Genomic DNA, 21547 nt, shown 5'->3' on the forward strand with positions numbered 1-21547 from the left:
ACTATGAAAAAGGAAACATTACACACATTGGCGGCGGACAAACTCTATCTCCTCTCCTCCATCGACGCCTGGAAGGGCCCGGTGAGGCGGAAAGATTTTTACGACGCCGTTTTAAACGAAGGGCGCATGAACTACTTCTTTCTGTGCCAATACATGAGCGAATTGTGCGATGCCGATTTTATCGAGGACGCGGACGAGATTCTTACCTTAACCGAAGAAGGCAAAGACGTCCTCGCCATGTTCGGCGATGCCGCCACTCCCGTGGTCCAAGAAGACGGGTTGCCCAAGGCGAGCTACGCCGTTTACGACGAGGGCAATTTCAGAGTCTATCAAAAGCGATTGGACGACGTGCTCGTCTTTTCTCTGGCTTTATCGAAGGATGCCTTCAAAATAAGCTTTGAAAATGAAGATGACGGCGAGCAGGTGGAGGAATTAATTCGACGTTTCAATAGTTAATACTTTTGAATTCAATTAAAAAGACGAAGGGACTTTTGAGTGATCCCATAAAGTTGGATTTCATGATCCATCGTTTGGGCACTCTAATGCTCCTCTCGCCTTTTTTTAATTATTTTCAATTGAAAAATTCCTGCCTTTTAAATTTGCTGCCAGTTTGCCTTCTCCAGTCCATTAAATTGATCTTCATTCTCTGAAAAAAGACGTCCACGGAAAGGTATTTCGTAAGCAATGGACTTTCCGATATGAAGAAAATGAATCGTGGCTTTTTTCGTCTCGCGATGGACCTCGAATTTTTCTATTTCGCTCTCCGGGTAAAGGTAAAATTCCTTTTTGTCTGAGTTCGAAATTTCCTTTTCATAAATGCCCTTTTTATCGAAGACGAGGACAAAGGTTCTATTTGCTTCGTACGCATAAAGTCCATCGAGTAAAAAAAGCTTTAGTGTCGATTTCACCGGTCCATTATGTTTCATTGCAAAAAGATACTTCGCCTGAGCGCCGAATTTTTCTTCGACTTCTTTTTTTATTGCCTCATTGTCATTAAATAATAAGCCCATCGTGCCTCCTATTTAAAAATAAATACATCAGTGAACTCTTTCTCCAATACTTTCGCGATTTTATAGGCGGTCTCCAAGGTGGGGCTGATGGTGTTGTTCTCATAAGCCATAATGGAGCGACGCTTTAAACCCACGGCCTGGGCCAACTTTTGCTGCGAAAGATGCTTTTCTTTCCTAAATTCGCGTATTCTGTTTTCAATTTTTACGTCCATACCTCATCCTCTTTGATTTGGCACCACCGTACTATTTATAGTACATAGTTTGTACTATAAATAGTACCACGAACTTCCTTTCCTGTAAATACTATCCCCACTTTAAGCAAACTTCGTCGAATGGATGGACGTAGAAAAAACGGATGTCGAATTTTTCAGCCTCCGTTTTTCTTACTCTGCTCATCCATATTAATCTATCTTTACCAGGCCTTACCACGGCATTTGCTTACGCAAATAAACGATTCATTAAATATTTTTTCTCTCCATTTGTTAAGTCTCCGGTTCGACCGGGGGTTATTTTTTATTCTCATGACTTCCTTTTCGGAAACCACGGAATCACGCGATTCACTTTTCTGCAATAGGTAAGGTATTCCTCCCCGAATTGACGAAAGAGCCACTTCTCTTCCGTCTGCTTCATTAACAGGGTGAGCATCGCCCAAAAGAGAATAGGCAGTAGGAGTAAGAGGTAATTGGCAGCGAAAAGAAGAGCCCCGGTAAAGAGAAAGAGGAAGGCACTGTATACAGGGTTTCGAACGCAGCCGTAGACGCCGGTGGTCAAAAGCTTCCGCTCCCGAACTTTTTCGTTGATTCGTTGAAAGACCACCGCATGAACCCAGAGATACATGCCGCCCAATAAAAATAAAATGCCGAAGGCGACAAAAAAGAGTCGTCCCCGTTCCGCACAGCCCACCTTCAAATAGCCTCTGTCCCGAAACATGATTCCGAGCGTGGTTAAAAACAAACAGCTAAGTACATAAATCGGCCCTACGCCGAAAGCGGGCATTTTAAAATCGTCATAACTCATGCATCCCTCCTGCGTTATTTGTTTTTATTTGATATTATCTCTCAGGATTATTATATAGTAAAACCGTTTTTCGGTCACAAAAAAACAGATGCCGAGAGTCTCAGCATCTGTTTTTTCGCGAACTGATTTTATATCAAGTCCTTGGATTTACCATTGACGGTTGTAGTCTTGTTTGTTGGATCCGACTTGATTGGAAATGCTCTTTTGTTTCTTTTCTTCGAAGTCTTTGCGGGTGAGTACGTCGACGACTTCCATATTGAGTTCCACGACGTCCAAGCCAGTCATAAGCTTCAGTTGTTTTTCCGTGTATTGTTTTAATTCTTCGAAAATTCGCGGTGCCGATTGGCCGAATTCCAGAAGAATTTTTACGTCCAGCACAACTTCCTTGCCGTTGATCGTGGCATCGACGCCCTTGGTGTCGTTGGATGCGCCGAAGCTTTCCGTAATGCCGGAGATAAAGCCGCCTTTTAAGTCCAAGACGCCTTTGATTTCGCGGGCGGCCAGGGAGACGATTTTTTCTACGACGGAATCATTAAAGATCAAGGAATCTCTGTGCTCGACTTCTTTTGCTTCTTCGCCGGGAACTTCCGGCAAATCCTTTAAGGCTTCTTTTACTTCTTCAGCATTTTTTTTGATTTCGTTTGTCATGATCCGGTCCTTTCTCTTAACCAATGGAATCTAAAAACTTGAGTACGACGGGATTGCGGTCGAAGAAACCGCCTACCACAAAGCCCGCGCCGATTAAAATGGCGAGGAGCAGGGTTTTGAAAAATCCGATGGTGATGAATAAAATCCCGATAACGAGGCCCATCACCATGCCGCCGACGGTTTTTTTGTAGCGTCTCAAGAGGGGAGAGGAAAACAAATTTCCCAATCGCCTTCTTCCCGCAGGCGCGCTTGCGCTTTCCGCAATTCGGGGCGCTGCGGCATTTTGCGGAACGATGTCGTAATCACCTAAATAATGCAACTGCTGCTGTTCATCTTGTGTAAATAATCGCATCGCCTCACCCCGCAACCTGTTCTGTCTTCACTTCACCGGGCTCGGTGAGGGTGATTTCCACATCGCCTACGGGATAGCCCACGTAGTTTTCCAAATTTTCCCGCACGCGTTCCTGAATGGATTCAGCCAACGCGTCCAGATTGGTAACTTCCGCAACGCCGCAGGTGATCTTCGATCGAATCGTAGGCTCTTTGCCTCCGTGGATATCCACGGACACTTCGGGCCGGGTCACTTCGGTAAAATTTTTCACCGTACATGCCACGACCGAGCGCACCGACGATTCTGTTAAATACACTTCGCCGTCTCCATGCTTGATGCGAATGCTTCTTTCCCGCGTCTTTACGGTTAATGAGCGCAGGAAAAGGAACAATCCGTAGACAGCTGTAAGAGCCGCAAATACGGAAAAGGCATAAAAACCCCATTCCTCATTTAAAATCCCGATCAACGCTTCCTGCCACCGGCCGAGACCGACGGCATTGCCGTAAAATGAAAAGAAACAAACGCAGGCAAAGACGAGAAGTACCAGGGCCACGAGAATATCCATGGCCTTCTTACTCTTTCTCACAAACATGCCTCCCTTAACACGAGTCCTCTCGTGTGATCTTTCCTTCTTCTTACACTTTACCCTTCGCGATGGGAGATTACGCATTAAGCACCTATAAATTCCATGGTTTTATAAAAAACCTAATCCGCCAATTGCTTTTGAACGAAAGCGGCTCGTTCTTTTAAGTTTTTGAGATTTTCCTTGTGTGTTTCCAATTTATCCCGTTCTTTTTGTACGACTTCGGGCTTCGCTTTACTGACAAAATTTTCATTTGCCAGCTTCTTTTCCGCCCGCTCGATTTCGGCTTCGGTTTTTTCCATGTCTTTTTTCAGCCGTTGGGCTTCCTTGTCGTAGTCGACCAAGTCTTTCATGGGGAGGAAAAGTTCCGCCTTTTCTACGACCACGGAGATGACATCGTCGGAAACGGCGTCGCGATCGGGGATGCGCTCAATGGCGGTGCAGTTGGCCAAGTTAGCGAAATGCTCTTTTAATTCGTCGTAGACTTCCGCCCGGGCGTCGTCGGTTAAGAGATAGAGCTTGCTCTTTCTGAAAGGTTCGATGTCCATTTCCGCCTTGGCATTGCGAATGCCTCGAATGGCTTCTCTGAGAATGGAGATTTTTTCCACGTCTTCGTCGTATTTGTAGACGCCGCTTTGGGGCCAGGAGCTTACGATAAGATCTTCTTTCGTGGAGGGCAGGAAAGCGTAGATTTCTTCCGTAATAAAGGGCATAAAGGGATGAAGCATTTTCAGGATCTTTTCAAGTACATCCAGGAGCACGCCGTAGACCACTTCTCTGTCTTCGATGTCGTCGCCGTAGAGGCGCGGTTTTACCATTTCGATGTACCAGTCGCAGTATTCGTCCCAAATAAAGTCGTGTACCGCTTCGGCGGCCATGCCGATGTCGTATTTTTCGATTTTTTCCTGTACTTCCACAATGGTTTCATCGACGCGGGTTAAAATCCAGCGATCTTCCGAATGGAGTTTTTCCGTTATGACCTTGGCGTCGTAGAAATCTTCCGGCAGATTCATGAGCACGAAGCGAGACGCATTCCATAATTTGTTGCAGAAATTGCGGTTGCTTTCCACCCGCTTGTAGCTGAAGCGCATGTCGTTGCCCGGAGTGGAGCCGGTGATCAATGTAAAGCGCAGAGCATCGGCGCCGTATTGATCGATGACGTCCAGGGGATCGATGCCATTGCCCAAGCTCTTGGACATTTTGCGGCCCTGTTCGTCGCGAATCAGCCCGGTGAGGTAGACGTCGGTGAAGGGAAGCTCGCCGGTAATTTCAATGGCAGAAAAGACCATGCGAATGACCCAGAAGAAGATGATGTCGTAGCCTGTGATCAAGACGTCGGTGGGGTAGTAGAAATCCAAATCCGGCGTGGAATCCGGCCAGCCCATGGTAGAGAAGGGCCACAGGGCGGAACTGAACCAGGTGTCCAAAGAGTCTTCGTCTTGGCGAATGTTTTGGCTGCCGCAGGCAGTGCAGGTGTGAACGGCTTCTTTCGACACCATCACTTCGCCGCAGTCGTCGCAGTAGTAGACGGGCAGGCGGTGGCCCCACCACAATTGACGGGAGATGCACCAGTCGCGAATGTTTTCGAGCCAGTGAGTGTAGATCTTGCCGAAGCGTTCCGGCACGAAGTGGAGATCGCCTTTTTCGTAAGCTTCCAAGGCGGGCTTGGCCAGCTCTTCCATGGACACAAACCATTGTTTGGAGAGCATGGGTTCGATAACGGTTTTGCAGCGCTCGCAATGACCCACGGCGTTGTGGTGATCGTCGATCTTAACCAAATAGCCGCCTTCATCGAAATCCTTGACAATGGCTTTTCGCGCTTCTTCTCGGCTCAAGCCACAGTATTTGCCGGCGTTTTCGTTAAGTCGGGCTTCTTCGTCCATAATCAACAGTTGGCCCAAATCGTGGCGCGCGCCCACTTCGAAGTCGTTAGGGTCGTGGGAGGGGGTGATTTTTACGGCGCCGGTCCCGAATTCCGATTCCACGTAACTGTCGGCGATAATGGGGATCTTCCGCTCAATGACGGGGATCACGGCGTATTTGCCCACGTAATCTTTATAGCGTTCGTCTTCCGGATTGACGGCGACGGCCAAGTCCCCGGGAATGGTCTCCGGCCGGGTCGTGGAAATCATAATGGCGTCGTCTTCGCCGTCGATGGGGTAGCGGAAGGTCCACATCTTGCCTTCCTGCTCTTCGTGTTCCACTTCCGCATCGGAAAGGGCGGTTTTGTCGTGGGGGCACCAGTTAATGATTCGGTCGCCCTGATAGACCAGGCCTTTTTTGTAGAGGCGAATAAACATTTCTTCCACGGCGGCGGATAGGCCTTCGTCTAAAGTGAAGCGCTCTCTGGACCAGTCGCAGGATACGCCCAGCTTCTTTAATTGGTTTTTAATGTTGCCGCCGTATTCTTCCGTCCAGGCCCAAGCGGCTTCCAGGAATTTTTCCCGGCCCAAGCTGTCTTTGGACTTGCCCTCTTTGCGCAACTTTTCCACGACTTTTACTTCCGTGGAAATGGAGGCGTGGTCCGTTCCGGGAATCCACAGGGCGCTGTAACCGCGCATGCGCTTAAAGCGAATTAAAATATCCTGCAGGGTGTTGTTCATAGCGTGACCCATGTGCAAATTCCCCGTAACATTCGGCGGCGGCATGACGATGGTAAAGGGCTTTTTCCCTTCCGCCTTGTCCTTTTCGCGATCCGGCGTGAACTCGCCCTTTTCCATCCAATCGGCGTAGATGCGCGATTCGAAATCCTTGGGATTATAGGTTTTCTGCATACTGTTCATAATTCCTCCTACTAAAAAATCTCGCCCTGAAAAGGACGAGATTCCGCGGTACCACCTTTATTCCGTATTGCTACGGCACTTCTTCCCCATAACGACGGGACGCCGTTTCGCTCTCGCGAAAAAAGGATGAAGGCGACCTTCGATTGCTTCGCCGATCGCTTCCACCACGCGCGACCTCTCTATGGACGAGGGACAATCTACTCCTCCTTCACATGTGTAAAGATAGGTTCATTATAGAAAATTTTCTGTAAAAAATCAAGACTTGTTTAAAATTGTACTAATCCTACTTTTCTGTATACCTTTCTTAGCGTCTTCTGTGCCAAGTAGGATGCTTTTTCCGCACCGTCTCGGCAAATGGCTTCCAATTGTTCCTTGTCGCCGCGAATGGCGTGGAAGCGCTCTTGCACCGGCGCGAGGCCTTCCACCACCGCTTCTGCCACGGCTTCTTTCAGCTCGCCGTAGCCTGCGGATTCAAATTCCCTGAGGGCTTCCTCGGGGCTGATGTGTTTAAAGGACGAGTAAATGTCCAGAAGGTTTTTTACCCCCGGTTGCTCGTCGGTGTAGGCGATGGTGCCCTTGGAGTCGGTGACCGCCCGCTTGATTTTTCTGCGAATCACGTCAGGTTCATCGAGAATTAAAATAAAGCCGTTTTCGTCGGGATCGGATTTGCTCATTTTCGATGTGGGATCCTGCAGACCCATGATCTTCGCCCCTACCTTCGGCGCCATAATGTCCGGAATGGTAAACGTAGGCGAATAACGAGTGTTAAAGCGTTCGGCGATGTCACGGGTGAGCTCGATGTGTTGCCGTTGGTCTTCCCCGACGGGCACGAAGGCCGATTGATAGAGAAGAATGTCCGCCACCATGAGCACCGGGTAGTTTAGGAGGCCGGCGTAGACTTCTTTTTGCTTTTTGGATTTATCCTTAAATTGGGTCATGCGGTTTAACTGACCGATGGAGGTAATGGTGTTTAATACCCAGGCGAGTTCCGTGTGCTCCGGCACTTGGGATTGAATGTAGAGAATGGATTTTTCGGGATCGATGCCGCAGGCCACGTAGAGGGCGATTAAATCTAAGGTCCGCTTTCTTAAATCGGCAGGATTTTGGGGCACGGTAATGGCGTGCATATTGGCGACGCAGTAAATGCATTGATATTCTTCCTGCAAATCGGAGAAATTGCTCAGTGCGCCTAAATAATTGCCGATGGTCAAGCTGCCCGAAGGTTGAATGGCCGAGTATACTACTTTTTTATCCATAATGTCCTCTCTTTCCGCGGCCTACAGGTCGCCGTTTATCGCATCGCTTAATTCTTTACGATCGATCAGTTGTTGGAATTTCCGTTCTACTTCTTCTCGTATGTCGTCCAGATCCACGCGGATCAATTTGCGGTCTTTTAATACAAACTTCCCGCCGATTAACACGTGTTTCACATCTTCCGCCTGGGCCGAGTAGCACAGGGCGCTAATCAAATTGTTCCTGGGCGTGAAGCTCGGTGAATTTAAATTAAAGCAGCTAATGTCGGCGAGCTTTCCTACTTCGATGGAGCCGATTTCGAAATCCCGCCCCAAGGCCTTGGCCCCGTTGATGGTGGCCATGCGAAGCACATCTTCCGCCTTCAGCGCTTCGGGATCGTAGCTCACGCCCTTGGCCAAAAGGCCGGCCAGGTGCATTTCCTCCAACATATTTTGATTGTTGTTGGAGCTGTCCCCGTCGGTTCCCAGTGCCACCGTAAGGCCTTTATCCATCATTTTTTGCACCGGAGCGATGCCGCTCGCCAATTTCAAATTGCTGGAAGGATTGTGCACCGGGAAAAACTTCTCGGGATCCACCAAGTCCATCTCCTCTTCCGTCATGTGGACGCAGTGAGCGGCGATGGTGCGCACCTGATCCAGCCCGAGATTCCACATGTAGCGAATGGGCGTCGTGCCGTAAAGGGCTTCGGCGTCTTCCATTTCTTTTTTCGATTCGGACAAATGGGTGTGGAGCACGCCGTCCAACTCTCCGGTAAGACGGATAATGTCTTTAATGTAGTCCCCACTGCAGGTGTAAATGGCGTGGGGCGCCGGAGCCACTTCCACTAAATCGTCGCCCAAGCCATGGCTGTTAATGTAAAGCATGCGCACTTCTTCCAGCTTTTCGTCGCCTTGGCCGTCGCTATCCGTAAGGCCTCGGGTTAAAAGCCCCCGCATGCCGATGGCCACCGCCGCCTGGGCCACCATGTCCATGTGGTAGTACATGTCGCAGAAAGTCGTTGTGCCCGATAAAATTCCTTCCGCCATGGAAAGCATGCTGGCCCAATAAATGTCGTCTCGGGTCAAGTGGGCTTCCAGGGGCCAAATCGCCTTGGTAAGCCAGGTATTTAAATCCATGTCGTCGGCATAATTTCTGAAATAACTCATGCCCAAATGGGTGTGGGCGTTAACAAAGCCCGGCACGAGCAAAAGATCCCTGCCGTCGATGATTTCGGCACCTTTTAATGTATGGGCGCCTGCAATCGCCGCGATCTTGCCGTCTTTAATCTCAATGTCTTTGTGGTATAATACCTCTCCGGCCACCACATCGACGTATTGCGTGTCTTGAAAAATGATATGCATAAGTCCTCCTCGCAAGTCTGTTTTTAGTATAGCACAAGGGAGAAAAAAGCGGAATATGGCCTTTTTCCCTTTACATGTCCTCTGTTTTCTTGTATAATACCAGAGGTTCTAAATTATCGCGGCAAATAATAATTTAGGAGTGAAGACAATGGCAAAAATGATGGGACCTAGATTTAAACAATCCAGAAGATTAGGTCTGAACGTATGTGGACATCCCAAGGCGATGAACCGCGCCGGCAGAGGCACGGCTCGCTCCGACAAGAAGTTAACCGAATACGGGAAGCAATTGTTGGAAAAACAAAGACTCAGAGCTTACTATGGCGTAATGGAAAAACAATTCTACCGCTACGTCCTCGACGCTCAAAAGGCGGAAGAAGAAACCGGCCCTGCACTTGTTAAACGCTTAGAAGTCCGCTTAGATAATTTAACGTATCGTATGGGTTTTGCATCTTCCATTCGTCAAGCAAGACAAATGGTTACCCACGGTCACATTCACGTAAACGGCAAGAGAATCAACATTCCCTCTTACCAAGTCCAAGTCGGCGACGTGATTTCCTTAAGCGACCGCGGCCGCAAAGTTGACATGTTCAAAGAAAACTACGAAACGAACTTCGTCAATGCCTATCCCTACATCACGAAGGAAAAGAACAATCGAGCTACCTTAAGCTCCGAACCCGCTCGTGAAGATATCCCGATCGAAATCGAAGATCAACTGATCGTCGAATTCTACTCCGGAAAATAAGAAATTGCGGATTTTCCGCAATTTTTTTATTTGTCGTCTTATAAATAACTACCAGGAAGTGAGGTAAGCATGTTTCAATTCCAATTTGGAACAACGGATTATCACCATATCCACTTTATCGGCATCGGCGGCATCAGCATGTCCGGCCTCGCGGCACTGATGCTTTCCAAAGGTTACACCATCTCCGGCAGCGACCGAAAAGCTTCGCCCATTACAGAACATCTTCAGGAATTAGGCATTACGGTTTACGAAGATCACGACCCCGCCCAAATCGAAGACGCGGATCTCGTCGTCTACACCGACGCCATTCAAATGGACAATCCCGAATATCGGGCGGCAGTCGCAAAAAAAATCGACATCGTGGACCGCGCCACCTTCCTCGGCGCCGTCATGAAGAATTTCCACGTCTCCATCGCCGTCTCCGGCACCCACGGAAAAACCACCACCACATCCATGATCGCCACGGCCATTAAAGACGAGCCCTTCTCCCCCACCATTATGGTCGGCGGAAACCTCGGCGAAATCAGCGGCAATGTGCGCATCGGCGACGGGGATTTCTTCCTTACCGAAGCCTGCGAGTATCGGGCCAATGTGTTGAAATACTTCCCCTCCACGGCGATTATTTTAAACATCGACGAAGACCACCTGGACTTCTTCGACAACATCGACCACATTCTCGAAACCTTCCGGGCCTACGCCGGCAACCTCGGCGAAGGGGACGTGTTGATTCTAAATAAAGACGACGAATACGCCTACGGCATGAAAGATGCCACCAAGGGCCGCGTCGTGACCTTCAGCTACAAAGAAGCCGCCGATTACGAGGCGCGCAATCTCGTCATCGACTCTCACACGGGCAGACCCAGCTACGATTTGTACATTCGCGGCGAAAAAATTGCGCCCATTCAGCTGCAAGTCATGGGCCTGCACAATGTGTCCAATTCCCTGGCCGCCATTAGCGCCTGCGTGGAAAACAACATCCCCGTGGAAGATGCCATTAAAGGCGTCCTCGGCTACCACGGCGTGGGCCGCCGCCTGGAATACAAGGGCGAAGTAAACGGCATTCGCATCATCGACGATTACGCCCACCACCCGACGGAGATCGCATCCACCCTCCACGCCTTAAAGCCCACGGTAAAAAATCGGCTGATCTGTATCTTCCAGCCTCATACCTACACCCGCACCAAGCTTCTTCTCGATAGCTTCAGTCACAGTTTCTCCGAGTCCGACATGACCATTATCGCCGACATTTACGCGGCCCGTGAAAAAGATTACGGCGACATCCACTCGAGGACCTTGGTCAACGCGGTGAAGGCCAACCACGATTCGGCCATCTACATCGGCGAACAAGACGACATTTTAGACTATATCAAAGAAAAAAGCCGCCCGGGCGATGTGATCCTCACCATGGGCGCCGGCGATATCTTCCGCGTCGGCGAACGCTTCTTGGAAGATGCCGAAAAAAACGTGTAAGCAAATAGCGCCTCATTCCTTTTGCGGATGAGACGCTTTTTTTGTGCTTATTTTTCCTCCACGAGGCGGCCGTGAAGGACCATGCGCTCTTCTTTTTCCGAGCAGGTTTGCAGGGTAACGATTTTTTCTCCCTGCCATCTCAAGGGCCCTTTCAGTATGTTCTTCGTCTCCAGTCGCGTGCGGAAGGCGGCGAGGCGCTGGCCTTCGTATTGAACGGAGCGGAAATCTTCGTAGGGGTTGGCCTTGTATGCGGCGAAAATTTCGTAAACCTTCCGCCCTTTTTCCGTATCCACGACGATTTTCGGCGCCGTCTTTACGAAGGCCGGATCTTCGTAGGACAAAAGGGGATGAAAGACCTTGCCGTTTTTCACGCGGTGGCCGTAGATGATCGTGTTTTGATCGGAAAAATCCGCCTTGTTTCGGTAATCCATAAAGGGCACGCCGAGGGCGTTTCGGCTTTTCTCGATGTCGTGATTCAGGTAATAGTCGTTGTCCTTCCCCTGCACCACGGGAAGGGAGAGAGGTGTCCCGGGGATTTCGATCCAGGCCACCAAATCGGGGTAATCTTTTTTCAGGGCGGCGATTTTTTCCGCCGCGGCCTTATGGGCATCTTCCACACCGGCCTTTTCGCCTTCTCTGTACTTTTCCGCGATGCGGGCTTCGTTTCGATCGTAGACGTGTTGATCTTTGTAATAGAGGCCGATCTTTCCCAAAGAAAACACCAGCACGAGGACCAAAATCAGTTGCAAGCCCTTTACTACTTTGTTATTCATAGCGCTCCTTTCTCGTCGATTTATACCCTTTCCAAGAATACTTTCCCAATCAGAACCACCGGCTTAGCCGGTGGTTTGTTTTGCCCCTATAAGGGGCTGTTACCGGCAGCACTTTCGTGCTCTGAATTTCTTCCTCTTGCAACAATTCCCCAGTTGGCGCTAAAGCGCCTATTCTCATACTTTATTTGACCTGCTGACCCGTAAACGGATCGATGAATTCCTTCATGCTTATCTGATCCGCCATATAATCTTCTTCCAATTGGTTTTTGATATATTCTTGAATTTTTTTCGCATTTTTTCCCGCAGTATCGACGTAGTACCCTCTACACCAGAAATGCCTATTTCCATATTTGTACTTCAAATTTGCGTGTCTATCAAAAATGATTAAGCTACTTTTTCCTTTTAAGTATCCCATGATTTGAGATACGCTATATTTCGGTGGAATTTCCAGCAGCATATGTATATGATCCGGACAACATTCCGCTTCGATTATGTTTATTCCTTTTCTGTCGCATAGGTCCCTTAATGTTTTTCCTATGTCTTGTTTCAATTTCCCGTATATAACCTGCCGCCTATATTTTGGCGCAAACACAATATGATACTTACAATTCCAACTTGTATGTGCTAAGCTGTTCTTATCCATATGGATACCTCCTTGATATTTTATTGCCGATAACACAATAATTTTATCATAGGAGGTTCTTTTTTTACTTGAAGCTAAAGCTTTTTATGCCTACCACCAGCATAGCTGGTGGTTTATTCATGCTAAAGCGCACAAGAAAAAATCGAGCGGCCTTATGCCCCTCGATTCTTCGGAATGATAATAGGAATGTGTCTGCAATGATTTTACAGCACTTTGTTTAAGAATTCTTGCGTCCGGGCTTCTTTCGGATGACCGAAAACTTCTTCCGGCGTGCCCTCTTCAAGCAAATAGCCTTCGTCCAAGAATAGGATCCGATCCCCCACTTCTCTGGCGAAGCCCATTTCGTGGGTAACTACCACCATGGTCATCCCCTCTTTGGCCAGCTGTTGCATAACGTCCAGGACTTCGCCGACCATTTCCGGGTCCAGTGCCGAGGTGGGCTCGTCGAAGAGCATGACCTTGGGCTCCATGGCCAGGGCCCGCACAATGGCGATCCGCTGTTTTTGTCCGCCGGAGAGTTGATTGGGGTAGCTGTCTTTTTTGTCCAAGAGGCCGACGCGATTTAAGAGTTTTTCCGCCTTGGCTTCAGCCGCTTTCTGATCCGTTCCTTTCACCAACATGGGCGCCATGGTGATATTTTCCATGACGGTTTTGTGGGGAAAGAGATTAAAGGATTGAAAGACCATGCCCATGTCTTCGCGAATTTTTTCGATTTCCGTCTTCTTGTCGTTAATGTCCACGCCTTCAAAGATGATTTCGCCGCCGTCGGCTTCTTCCAGGCGATTCAAACAGCGCAGGAAGGTGGATTTGCCGGAGCCCGAGGGCCCGATGACGACCACCACTTCTCCGTCTGCGATTTCCGTGGAAATGCCTTTTAAGACTTGGTTGTCGCCGAAACTTTTTGTCAAATTATGAATGCGAATCACTGTTAGCCAACCTCTTTTCAAACACACTGATGACCTTGGAAAGGCCGGTTACGAGAATCAAGTAGATAAGCGCCGCCGTCACATTGGGCATGAAAGGCTTGTAGCTCGCCCCTTGGGCGATCTTTGCCTGATACATTAAGTCGCTTACGCCGACGATGGAGACGATGGCCGTTTCTTTAATCAAAGTAACAAACTCATTGCACAGGGCCGGAAGCACGGTTTTAATGGCTTGGGGCAAGATAATGTAGCGCATAATTTGGCTTTTCTTCATGCCCAGGGATGCCGCCGCTTCCCCTTGTCCGCGATCCACGGCGTTGATCCCGCCGCGGATAATCTCGGACACATAGGCTGAGGAGTTCATGCATACGGCGATTAAACTTAAGGCAAAGGGATTTTTTAAGGCCGCGTATTGATCGGGGAGCACGCTGGAAAAGCCGTAGTAGAATATCGTTACTTGAACCAATAATGGCGTGCCCCGAAACATTTGCACGTAAATTTTTGCGATGGCCTGAAGAGGCTTCAGCTTTGACCGGCGGAGCAGCACGATTAAAATGCCCAGGATAAAACCGAAGAACACCCCTAGAAAGGAGAGCTTTAGGGTCATCAAGGTTCCATCTAAATAGGATGAGCCGTATTTATTTAAAAAGGCCATCCAGGAATTCATTAAGTCCATTTTTCCTCCTCGATAGAAAAAACTGTTTCACGAGGAAACAGTTTTAACTCTATGGTTCGGGCAATTTTACTTGCCGTTGTTTTCTGCTGCATTGTCGGCTGCCGCTTCTTCAGCGCCTTCATTGCCGGTGGATTCGTCGGCCAGTTTTTCGTATTCTGCGATCAAGTCTTTGATCTTGCCTTCGTCGATTAATTTTTGTACCACTTGGTTAATGTAGGCGGTAAAAGCGTCGTCGCCTTTTTTATTGGCGACGCATACGCCCGGTTCTTCGGGTACGCCGGCGTCGATGACGACGAGTTCGGGGAATTGTTTGGCGTACTGTTCACCGGAGCTTTTCGAGATAACCAAGGCGTCGGCGGTTTTGTTCTTCACTTCCATGGCCAGATTGTTTAATTTGGCAAGGCTCTTTAATTCCACGTCTTTCGGGAAGTTTTCGCGGACGGTTTCTTCTTGAATGGAGCCGGTTTGTGCGCCGACGACCTTGCCTGCGAAGTCTTCCATCTTCTTGTACTTGTCTGCATCTTCTTTGCGAACGAGAACCACTTGTTCGTTGGTGAAGTAGGGTACGGAGAAGTTCACCGCTTCTTCACGTTCCGGCGTAGCCGAAAGGCCGGCGACACCGATGTCCGCTTGACCGGAGGTAATGCTCGGGATAATGCCGTCGAAATCCAAATCTTTGATTTCAAGTTCGACGCCGATTTCATCGGCAATGGCTTTGGCGATTTCAATATCGAAGCCGACGATTTCATCTTTACCGTCTTTTATTAAGTGCCATTCGTAGGGCGGGTAGTCGGCGCTGGTAGCCAAAACCAATTTGCCGTTGTCCTTAATTTTCTTGACGGCGGCGTCCATATCTTCTTGGCTCACTTGAGCGGCTTCTTTTTTGCCTGCGTCGTTTGCTGCGTTTTCACCGTTTTTCGCACCGGATCCGCAACCGACCAATGCAAACGCCATGATCATGGCTAAAATTGTAAGTAAACCTGTCTTTTTCATTTTATTTCTCCCTTCAATCTTAAATACATCGGCTGTCATTCGTATCGGCGTCGTCTTTTAGGGCCGGACGCGCAAGTCGAATTTTTTGTTTCCTTGCGATAATTCCGATCGCTCTCGAAAAATTTTTCTGTATTCAAGATTAAGGCCTCCTTCTTTGTTTTTTCTTTTGTGAAATTATACTATATCGTGTTAAAATCCACAAGAAAATCCGAAAGATAGTGAGAAACGCTGTTTCTCGTTTGCCTTCATGGAAATTTATTTCGCTTTTCGAAAACTGCCTACTATAAATAGGCCCTTTATCAAACAATTTGCGTCGATCTCGTTTTATTTTTCCAGTAGGGGTTTCAAATAGATGCCCGTGTAGGATTTTTCGTTTTTTGCCACGTCCTCGGGCCGGCCCACAGCCACCACTTCGCCGCCGCCGTCGCCGCCGTCGGGACCAAGGTCGATGATGTGATCCGCCACTTTGATCACATCCAGATTGTGTTCGATAACCACCACGGTGTTGCCCATGTCGGCCAACTTGGAGAGAACGCCCAGTAGCTTTCGAATGTCTTCCGCGTGAAGGCCGGTGGTGGGCTCGTCCAAGATATAGAGGGTGTTGCCTGTCCCCCGCTTGGAAAGCTCCGTGGCCAGCTTGATCCGCTGGGCTTCGCCGCCGGAAAGTTGGGTGGAGGGCTGCCCGAGCTTAATGTAGCCCAGGCCCACTTCCTGCAAGGTGGTTATTTTTCTTAAAATCCGCGGATGGTTTTCGAAAAATTCCGCCGCCTGATCCACGGTCATGTCCAGGACGTCGGCGATGTTTTTGCCCTTGAATTTGACCTGCAACGTCTCCCGATTGTATCTCTTGCCGCCGCAGACTTCGCAGGGCACGTAGACGTCGGGGAGAAAGTGCATTTCCACTTTCAAGATCCCGTCGCCCTTACAGGCCTCGCAGCGGCCGCCCTTCACATTAAAGGAGAAGCGGCCCTTGGCGTAACCGCGCATTTTCGCTTCGTTGGTTTGGGCGAAGACATCGCGAATGGAATCGAAGACGCCGGTGTAGGTGGCGGGATTGGATCGGGGCGTGCGGCCGATGGGGCTCTGGTCGATGGAGACGATTTTGTCCACGTGTTCCAAACCTTCGATTTTTTTGTATTTGCCCGGGCGCACTTTGTTTTTGTTTACCTTTTGCGCCACGGCCTTTTTCAAAATTTCGTTGATGAGGGAGCTCTTCCCCGAACCGGAGACGCCGGTAACGCAGATAAATTGTCCCAGAGGGAAGTGCACGTCGATGCCCTTTAAATTGTTTTGCGCAGCCCCGTAAACGACGATCTCATCCCCCGTATAGGGCCGCCGCTCTTTCGGCACGGGAATTTTTTTCTTGCCTGAGAGGTATTGCCCCGTGAGGGAATCTTCCACTTGAATGATCTCATCGTAACTGCCCTGTGCCACGATGTGGCCGCCGTGGACGCCGGCGCCGGGGCCGATGTCTAAGATCTCGTCGGCTTCCCGCATGGTGTCTTCGTCGTGCTCCACGACGATGAGGGTGTTGCCGATGTCCGTGAGATTTCGAAGGGATTTCAAGAGCATGGCATTGTCTTTTTGATGGAGGCCGATGGAGGGCTCGTCCAAGACGTAGGTAACGCCGACGAGGGCCGAGCCGATTTGGGTAGCGAGGCGAATCCGCTGGGCTTCGCCGCCGGATAAGGTGCCCGCCATTCGGGCCAGCGTAAGGTAGCCCAGGCCCACTTCTTTTAGGAAGGAGAGCCGTTCGTGAATTTCTTTTAAAATCTGATCGGCGATGTTTCGGTCCATGTCGCTGAGATCCAGGGAATCGAAGAAATCCATGGCGTCAATGACGGAAAGCAGGGTGGATTCGTAAATGTTTTTTCCGCCCAGCTTAAAGACCAAAGACTCCATCTTCAGCCGCGCGCCGTGGCAATCGGGGCAGGGAATGTCGGAGAGGAAGGGCTCGATTTTTTCCAAGGTGCGATCGCTGGCGCTTTCCGAGTAGCGGCGATTTAAATTCTTCAGAATGCCCTCGAATTGGCCCCGGTATTCTTTGTCTCCGCTAAAGTAGGAATTGAAGACGAAGTGCAGGGGCTTTTTCGTACCGTACATCAATTCGTCGATCATGGGTTTCGGCGCGTCTTTGATCGGTTTTTTCGTAGAAAAATCGTGTCGTGCCGCGATTTGGTCGATAATTTCTTTGTAATAGGTGCCTTCCGTGGTGCCGTAGCAGGCGATGGCCCCTTCGTCGATGGAAAGCTCTTTATTGGGAATGATTAGCTCCGGATCCGCCCGGCGGCTGCTGCCCAAGCCCTTGCAGGTGGGGCAGGCCCCCATGGGCGTGTTAAAGGAAAAAGACCGAGGCGTGGCGGGCTCGATGGAAATGTCGTGCTCGGGACAGGAATAGCTCGTGGAGTAAAGCTTTTCGTTGCCGTCCATGGTGTCCACGATAACCGTGGAGCCGGAGATCTCAAGGGCCGTCTCGATGCTGTCGGTGAGGCGGCTCTCGATGCCCTCGCGAATGATGATGCGGTCCACGACGATGAAGATATCGTGGACCTTGTTTTTATCCAGCTCGATCTCTTCTTCCGTGCGGTGCATTTCCCCGTCGATGATCATGCGCAAAAAGCCTTCCTTGCGGATGCGAGAGAGGATTTTCTTGTGCTGCCCTTTTTTCTGGCGCACCACCGGGGCCAGGAGTTGAAAGCGGGTGCCCTTCTCCATTTCCATAATCTTGTCCACGATCTGATCTTCCGCAAAGGCCTCGATGGGCTTGCCGCATACCGGGCAATAGGGCTTCGCCACCCGGGCGTAGAGCAGGCGGATGTAGTCGTAGATCTCCGTGACCGTACCCACGGTAGAGCGGGGATTTTTCGACGTGGTCTTCTGGTCGATGGCGATGGCCGGACTCATGCCCTCGATGTAGTCCACCTCGGGCTTGTCCATTTGCCCTAAGAATTGTCGGGCGTAGGAAGACAAACTTTCCACGTAGCGCCGCTGCCCTTCGGCGTAAATGGTGTCGAAGGCCAGAGAGCTCTTGCCGGAACCGGAGAGGCCCGTAATGACCGTCATTTTATTTCTCGGAATATAGACGTCGAGATTTTTTAAATTGTGCTGGCGCGCCCCGTGAATGTGGATCGCCTGTTCAATGGATGGATTCATCTATTTCCTTTCTCTTTATTCATTTAATCCGTAACGTTCTTTTATTTCTCTTATTTGATCGCGAATGCTCGCCGCCCGCTCGAAATCCAGTTGCTCGGCGGCCTTGAACATTTCCGTTTCAAGATTTTTCAGCATGGCCAGAATGTCTTCCTTGGCGAATTCTTCGTTGAAGGCTTCCTCTTCTTCCGCCGCAATGGTATTTTCAATGACGTCGCGAATGCCCTTGACGATGGACTTGGGCTCGATGCCGTGTTTCTTATTGTAGGCCATTTGAATGGCGCGGCGCCGTTCCGTTTCTTCGATGGTGCGGGCCATGGAGCCGGTGATGGTATCGGCATACATAATAACCCGGCCTTCCACATTTCTCGCGGCACGACCCGCCGTTTGAATGAGGGATGTTTCCGAACGCAAAAAGCCTTCCTTGTCCGCATCCAGTATGGCCACGAGGCCCACTTCGGGAATGTCCAGGCCCTCCCGCAAGAGGTTAATGCCCACGAGCACGTCGTAGACGCCGAGGCGCAGATCCCGAATGATCTCCATGCGCTCGATGGTCTTTACATCAGAGTGGAGATAGGCCACCTTCATGCCCATGTCTTTAAAATACTTGCTCAAATCTTCCGCCATGCGCTTGGTCAAGGTGGTGACCAGGGTCCGCATGTTTTTCGACGTCATGTCGTTGATCTGTTCTGTCAAGTGGTCGATTTGATTTTTCGTGGGCACCACGTCGATTTTCGGATCCACGAGACCCGTGGGGCGAATGATCTGTTCCACCCGCTGCTCCTCGTGTTCCGTTTCGTAAGGGCCCGGCGTGGCGGAAACGTAGACCACTTGATTCTGCAAAGATTCGAATTCCTCGAAGCGCAGGGGGCGATTGTCCAGGGCCGAGGGCAGGCGGAAGCCGTATTCCACGAGGGTTTCTTTTCTGGCCCGGTCCCCGTTAAACATGCCGCGAATCTGGGGCACCGTGGCGTGGGACTCGTCGATAATGGTCATGAAATCCTTGGGGAAGTAGTCGATAAGGGTGTAGGGGCGGCTGCCCGCTTCCCTGCCGCTTAAGTGGCGGGTGTAGTTTTCGATGCCGGAGCAAAAGCCCATTTCCTCGAGCATCTCCACATCGTAATTGGTGCGCTGCTCCAAGCGCTGGGCCTCCAGGAGCTTTTCCTGATCCCTCAGGGTAAAGAGCCGTTCTTCCAATTCTTTTCGAATGGTTTTGACGCCCCTCTCGATTTTTTCCGGACGCGTGGCAAAGTGGGATGCAGGAAATATGGATACGTGATTGCGATAGCTTTCGATGCGACCGGTGACCGCGTCCACTTCGGCGATTTGATCGATCTCGTCGCCGAAAAATTCCACGCGAATGGTCTTTTCGGAATTGCCGGCGGGAAAAATTTCCAGCACGTCGCCCCGGGCGCGGAAGGTGCCCCGGGAAAAATCCACGTCGTTTCTCACGTATTGAATGTCCACGAGCTTGCTCATAAGTGCGTTTCTGTCCCACACCATGCCCGGGCGCAGACTCACCACCAAATTCTTGTAATCGATGGGGTCGCCCAAGCCGTAAATGCAACTGACCGATGCCACGATAATCACGTCCCGCCGCTCGAAGAGAGCCATGGTGGCGGAGTGGCGAAGCTTGTCGATTTCGTCGTTAATGCTGGCGTCTTTTGCGATAAAGGTATCCGTTCCCGGCACATAGGCTTCCGGCTGGTAGTAATCGTAGTAGCTGACAAAGTATTCCACGGCATTGTCCGGGAAAAATTCGCGAAACTCCGAAGCCAATTGGTAGGCCAGGGTCTTGTTGTGGGCGATGACCAAGGTGGGCTTTTGCACCCGCTCGATGAGATTGGCCATGGTAAAGGTCTTGCCGCTTCCCGTGACCCCTAATAGAGTTTGGTGCTTCATGCCTCCGTCGATGCCCTTGGCCAGTTTGTCGATGGCCTGCGGCTGATCGCCGGTGGGTTTATAGTTCGAATGAATTTTAAAATCCATAAATCCTCCTGCAAAAAGAGCGATCTAACGACCGCTCTTCTCAATAATGGCAATTGCCTTTTGCAATTGTGTATCCTGATCTCGATGCTCGAGTCCGATGGCCTGCACGTCTTCAGGCAAGCTGACTTTCACGTCAGGCTCGATGCCCTTATCTTGAATACTTACCCCGGACGGCGTGAAATATTCACTGGTCGTGAGCTTTATGCCGCCGCCTCCGGGCAGAGGCACCAGGGTTTGCACCACGCCTTTGCCGTAGGTCTTTTCGCCGACCAAGGTGGCCGCTTTGTTGTCCTTTAAGGCGCCGGCCACGATTTCAGATGCCGAGGCGCTTCCGCCGTTCACCAAGACCACGATGGGCTTGTTCCAACTTTCCTCGTCGGAGGTGTAGTGGAAGACTTCCTTATCCCGATTGTCCTTGGCGCTGACGATGTCCGCCTCGGGAAGCAATTGATCGCTGATGCCGACGGCGGCTTCCAAAATGCCGCCGGGATTGCCGCGAAGATCCAGAATCAATCCCTTTTTCCCCGCCGCGGCCTTCATGGCCTCGGTAAATTCGTCCACCGTATTCTCTTCGAATTGGGTGAGGCCGATGTAGGCGATGTCGCCGATGGAGCCTGTGATTACCGATTCCATGTGGATTTCGTCGCGCGTAATCTTCACATCCCGCACGCGGCCGTCCCCTTCGGATAGAATGCCCAAGGTCACCGTGGTGCCCTTGTCGCCTTTAATGTGCTTGACCGCTTCATCCATTTCGTCCACGGTGTATTCCACGCCGTCGACGGAGACGATTTTATCGCCGGATTTTAAACCCGCCGCCTCCGCAGGCGAGCCCTTAATGGGCGCAATGACGGTGATCAGTTTGGAACCTTCGACGGCACCGATTTGCACGCCGATGCCGAAAAATTCACCGGTGGTGGATTCCATAAACTGTTTGTACTCCTCCTCGTCGAAGTATTGGCTGTACGGATCATTCAGCGCCGCCACTGTGCCCTTTTTTCTGCCTTCGATAAAATCTTTTTCGGTGATTTCGTCGCTGCGCAGGTAGTATTTCTTTAAAAAGCGCTCCAATACTTTCGTCTGGGCCACTTCCTTCGCGCTTCCCGTGGCCACTTGCACCGAGGCAAAGGCGGTGATGATATTGGTCACGAGCAAGAGGGCGATAATGCCCGCTATGTGTTTCTTTTTCATGGGTACTCCTGTTTTAAATGGAAGAAAGAACCTT

The 21547-nt window shown here is 50.3% G+C and carries 20 protein-coding genes; 3 read left to right on the forward strand and 17 right to left on the reverse strand.

Annotated elements, in window-relative coordinates; genetic code table 11:
• Positions 1–3 precede the first annotated feature (3 nt).
• A complete protein-coding gene (locus OCV31_RS08590) occupies positions 4–456 on the forward strand; it encodes a DUF4364 family protein (protein ID WP_148474343.1) in 453 nt (150 codons plus the stop codon).
• Between the two features lie 137 nt (positions 457–593).
• Here the strand turns inward: OCV31_RS08590 and OCV31_RS08595 are convergent, their stop codons facing one another.
• The 9 genes from OCV31_RS08595 to OCV31_RS08635 all read right to left on the reverse strand — a co-directional run bounded on the left by OCV31_RS08595 (position 594) and on the right by OCV31_RS08635 (position 8966).
• Complete coding sequence (locus OCV31_RS08595) at positions 594–1010, reverse strand: histidine kinase (RefSeq protein WP_148474345.1); 417 nt, start codon at positions 1008–1010, stop codon at positions 594–596.
• 8 nt (positions 1011–1018) lie between these two features.
• Entirely contained in the window at positions 1019–1222 is a 204-nt protein-coding gene (locus OCV31_RS08600) for a helix-turn-helix transcriptional regulator (protein ID WP_148474347.1), read from the reverse strand.
• Between the two features lie 307 nt (positions 1223–1529).
• Positions 1530–2027: a methyltransferase family protein gene (locus tag OCV31_RS08605; RefSeq protein WP_148474349.1), complete on the reverse strand. Its 498-nt coding sequence runs from the start codon at positions 2025–2027 to the stop codon at positions 1530–1532.
• A gap of 147 nt (positions 2028–2174) precedes the next feature.
• Positions 2175–2675: an Asp23/Gls24 family envelope stress response protein gene (locus tag OCV31_RS08610; protein ID WP_148474352.1), complete on the reverse strand. Its 501-nt coding sequence runs from the start codon at positions 2673–2675 to the stop codon at positions 2175–2177.
• A gap of 16 nt (positions 2676–2691) precedes the next feature.
• Positions 2692–3027, reverse strand: coding sequence for a DUF2273 domain-containing protein (locus OCV31_RS08615; RefSeq protein WP_148474353.1), 336 nt, complete (start codon positions 3025–3027; stop codon positions 2692–2694).
• Positions 3028–3031: 4 nt separating this feature from the next.
• Positions 3032–3592 carry an alkaline shock response membrane anchor protein AmaP gene (gene amaP, locus OCV31_RS08620; RefSeq protein ID WP_267303913.1) on the reverse strand — a complete coding sequence of 187 codons (561 nt, stop codon included), beginning with the start codon at positions 3590–3592 and terminating at the stop codon, positions 3032–3034.
• Between the two features lie 119 nt (positions 3593–3711).
• The gene (locus OCV31_RS08625; protein WP_148474357.1) at positions 3712–6372 is read right to left on the reverse strand and encodes a valine--tRNA ligase; all 2661 of its coding nucleotides are present in this window, start codon (positions 6370–6372) and stop codon (positions 3712–3714) included.
• 266 nt (positions 6373–6638) lie between these two features.
• Complete coding sequence (gene trpS / locus OCV31_RS08630; protein WP_148474359.1) at positions 6639–7628, reverse strand: tryptophan--tRNA ligase; 990 nt, start codon at positions 7626–7628, stop codon at positions 6639–6641.
• A 21-nt stretch (positions 7629–7649) separates the two neighbouring features.
• Positions 7650–8966, reverse strand: coding sequence for an amidohydrolase (locus tag OCV31_RS08635; protein WP_148474361.1), 1317 nt, complete (start codon positions 8964–8966; stop codon positions 7650–7652).
• A gap of 148 nt (positions 8967–9114) precedes the next feature.
• On the opposite strand from OCV31_RS08635, the gene rpsD reads away from it, so the two are divergent.
• Both rpsD and murC read left to right on the forward strand, forming a co-directional pair.
• On the forward strand, positions 9115–9708 hold the full coding sequence (gene rpsD, locus OCV31_RS08640; protein WP_108830736.1) for a 30S ribosomal protein S4: 594 nt from the start codon (positions 9115–9117) through the stop codon (positions 9706–9708).
• 69 nt (positions 9709–9777) lie between these two features.
• Positions 9778–11178: a UDP-N-acetylmuramate--L-alanine ligase gene (gene murC, locus OCV31_RS08645; RefSeq protein WP_148474363.1), complete on the forward strand. Its 1401-nt coding sequence runs from the start codon at positions 9778–9780 to the stop codon at positions 11176–11178.
• A 47-nt stretch (positions 11179–11225) separates the two neighbouring features.
• Here murC and srtB read toward each other — a convergent pair whose 3' ends face one another.
• The 8 genes from srtB to OCV31_RS08685 form a co-directional block, all read right to left on the reverse strand.
• Positions 11226–11951, reverse strand: a complete 726-nt coding sequence (srtB, locus tag OCV31_RS08650) for a class B sortase (protein ID WP_148474365.1) — start codon at positions 11949–11951, stop codon at positions 11226–11228.
• Between the two features lie 181 nt (positions 11952–12132).
• Positions 12133–12594 carry an IS200/IS605 family transposase gene (gene tnpA, locus OCV31_RS08655; RefSeq protein ID WP_148474367.1) on the reverse strand — a complete coding sequence of 154 codons (462 nt, stop codon included), beginning with the start codon at positions 12592–12594 and terminating at the stop codon, positions 12133–12135.
• 203 nt (positions 12595–12797) lie between these two features.
• Complete coding sequence (locus OCV31_RS08660; RefSeq protein WP_148474369.1) at positions 12798–13520, reverse strand: amino acid ABC transporter ATP-binding protein; 723 nt, start codon at positions 13518–13520, stop codon at positions 12798–12800.
• On the reverse strand, positions 13504–14193 hold the full coding sequence (locus OCV31_RS08665) for an amino acid ABC transporter permease (protein ID WP_148474371.1): 690 nt from the start codon (positions 14191–14193) through the stop codon (positions 13504–13506). Before OCV31_RS08665 ends, OCV31_RS08660 begins: the two co-directional genes overlap by 17 nt.
• A 66-nt stretch (positions 14194–14259) precedes the next feature.
• Complete coding sequence (locus OCV31_RS08670; RefSeq protein WP_267303914.1) at positions 14260–15186, reverse strand: transporter substrate-binding domain-containing protein; 927 nt, start codon at positions 15184–15186, stop codon at positions 14260–14262.
• A gap of 324 nt (positions 15187–15510) precedes the next feature.
• Positions 15511–18339, reverse strand: coding sequence for an excinuclease ABC subunit UvrA (uvrA, locus tag OCV31_RS08675; RefSeq protein ID WP_267303915.1), 2829 nt, complete (start codon positions 18337–18339; stop codon positions 15511–15513).
• Between the two features lie 15 nt (positions 18340–18354).
• A complete protein-coding gene (uvrB, locus tag OCV31_RS08680) occupies positions 18355–20325 on the reverse strand; it encodes an excinuclease ABC subunit UvrB (RefSeq protein WP_148474375.1) in 1971 nt (656 codons plus the stop codon).
• Between the two features lie 24 nt (positions 20326–20349).
• Positions 20350–21513 carry a S41 family peptidase gene (locus OCV31_RS08685; protein WP_148474377.1) on the reverse strand — a complete coding sequence of 388 codons (1164 nt, stop codon included), beginning with the start codon at positions 21511–21513 and terminating at the stop codon, positions 20350–20352.
• Positions 21514–21547: the final 34 nt, after the last annotated feature.

The sequence above is a fragment of the Aedoeadaptatus acetigenes genome (assembly GCF_025566985.1).
Taxonomy (GTDB): Bacteria; Bacillota; Clostridia; order Tissierellales; family Peptoniphilaceae; genus Aedoeadaptatus; species Aedoeadaptatus acetigenes.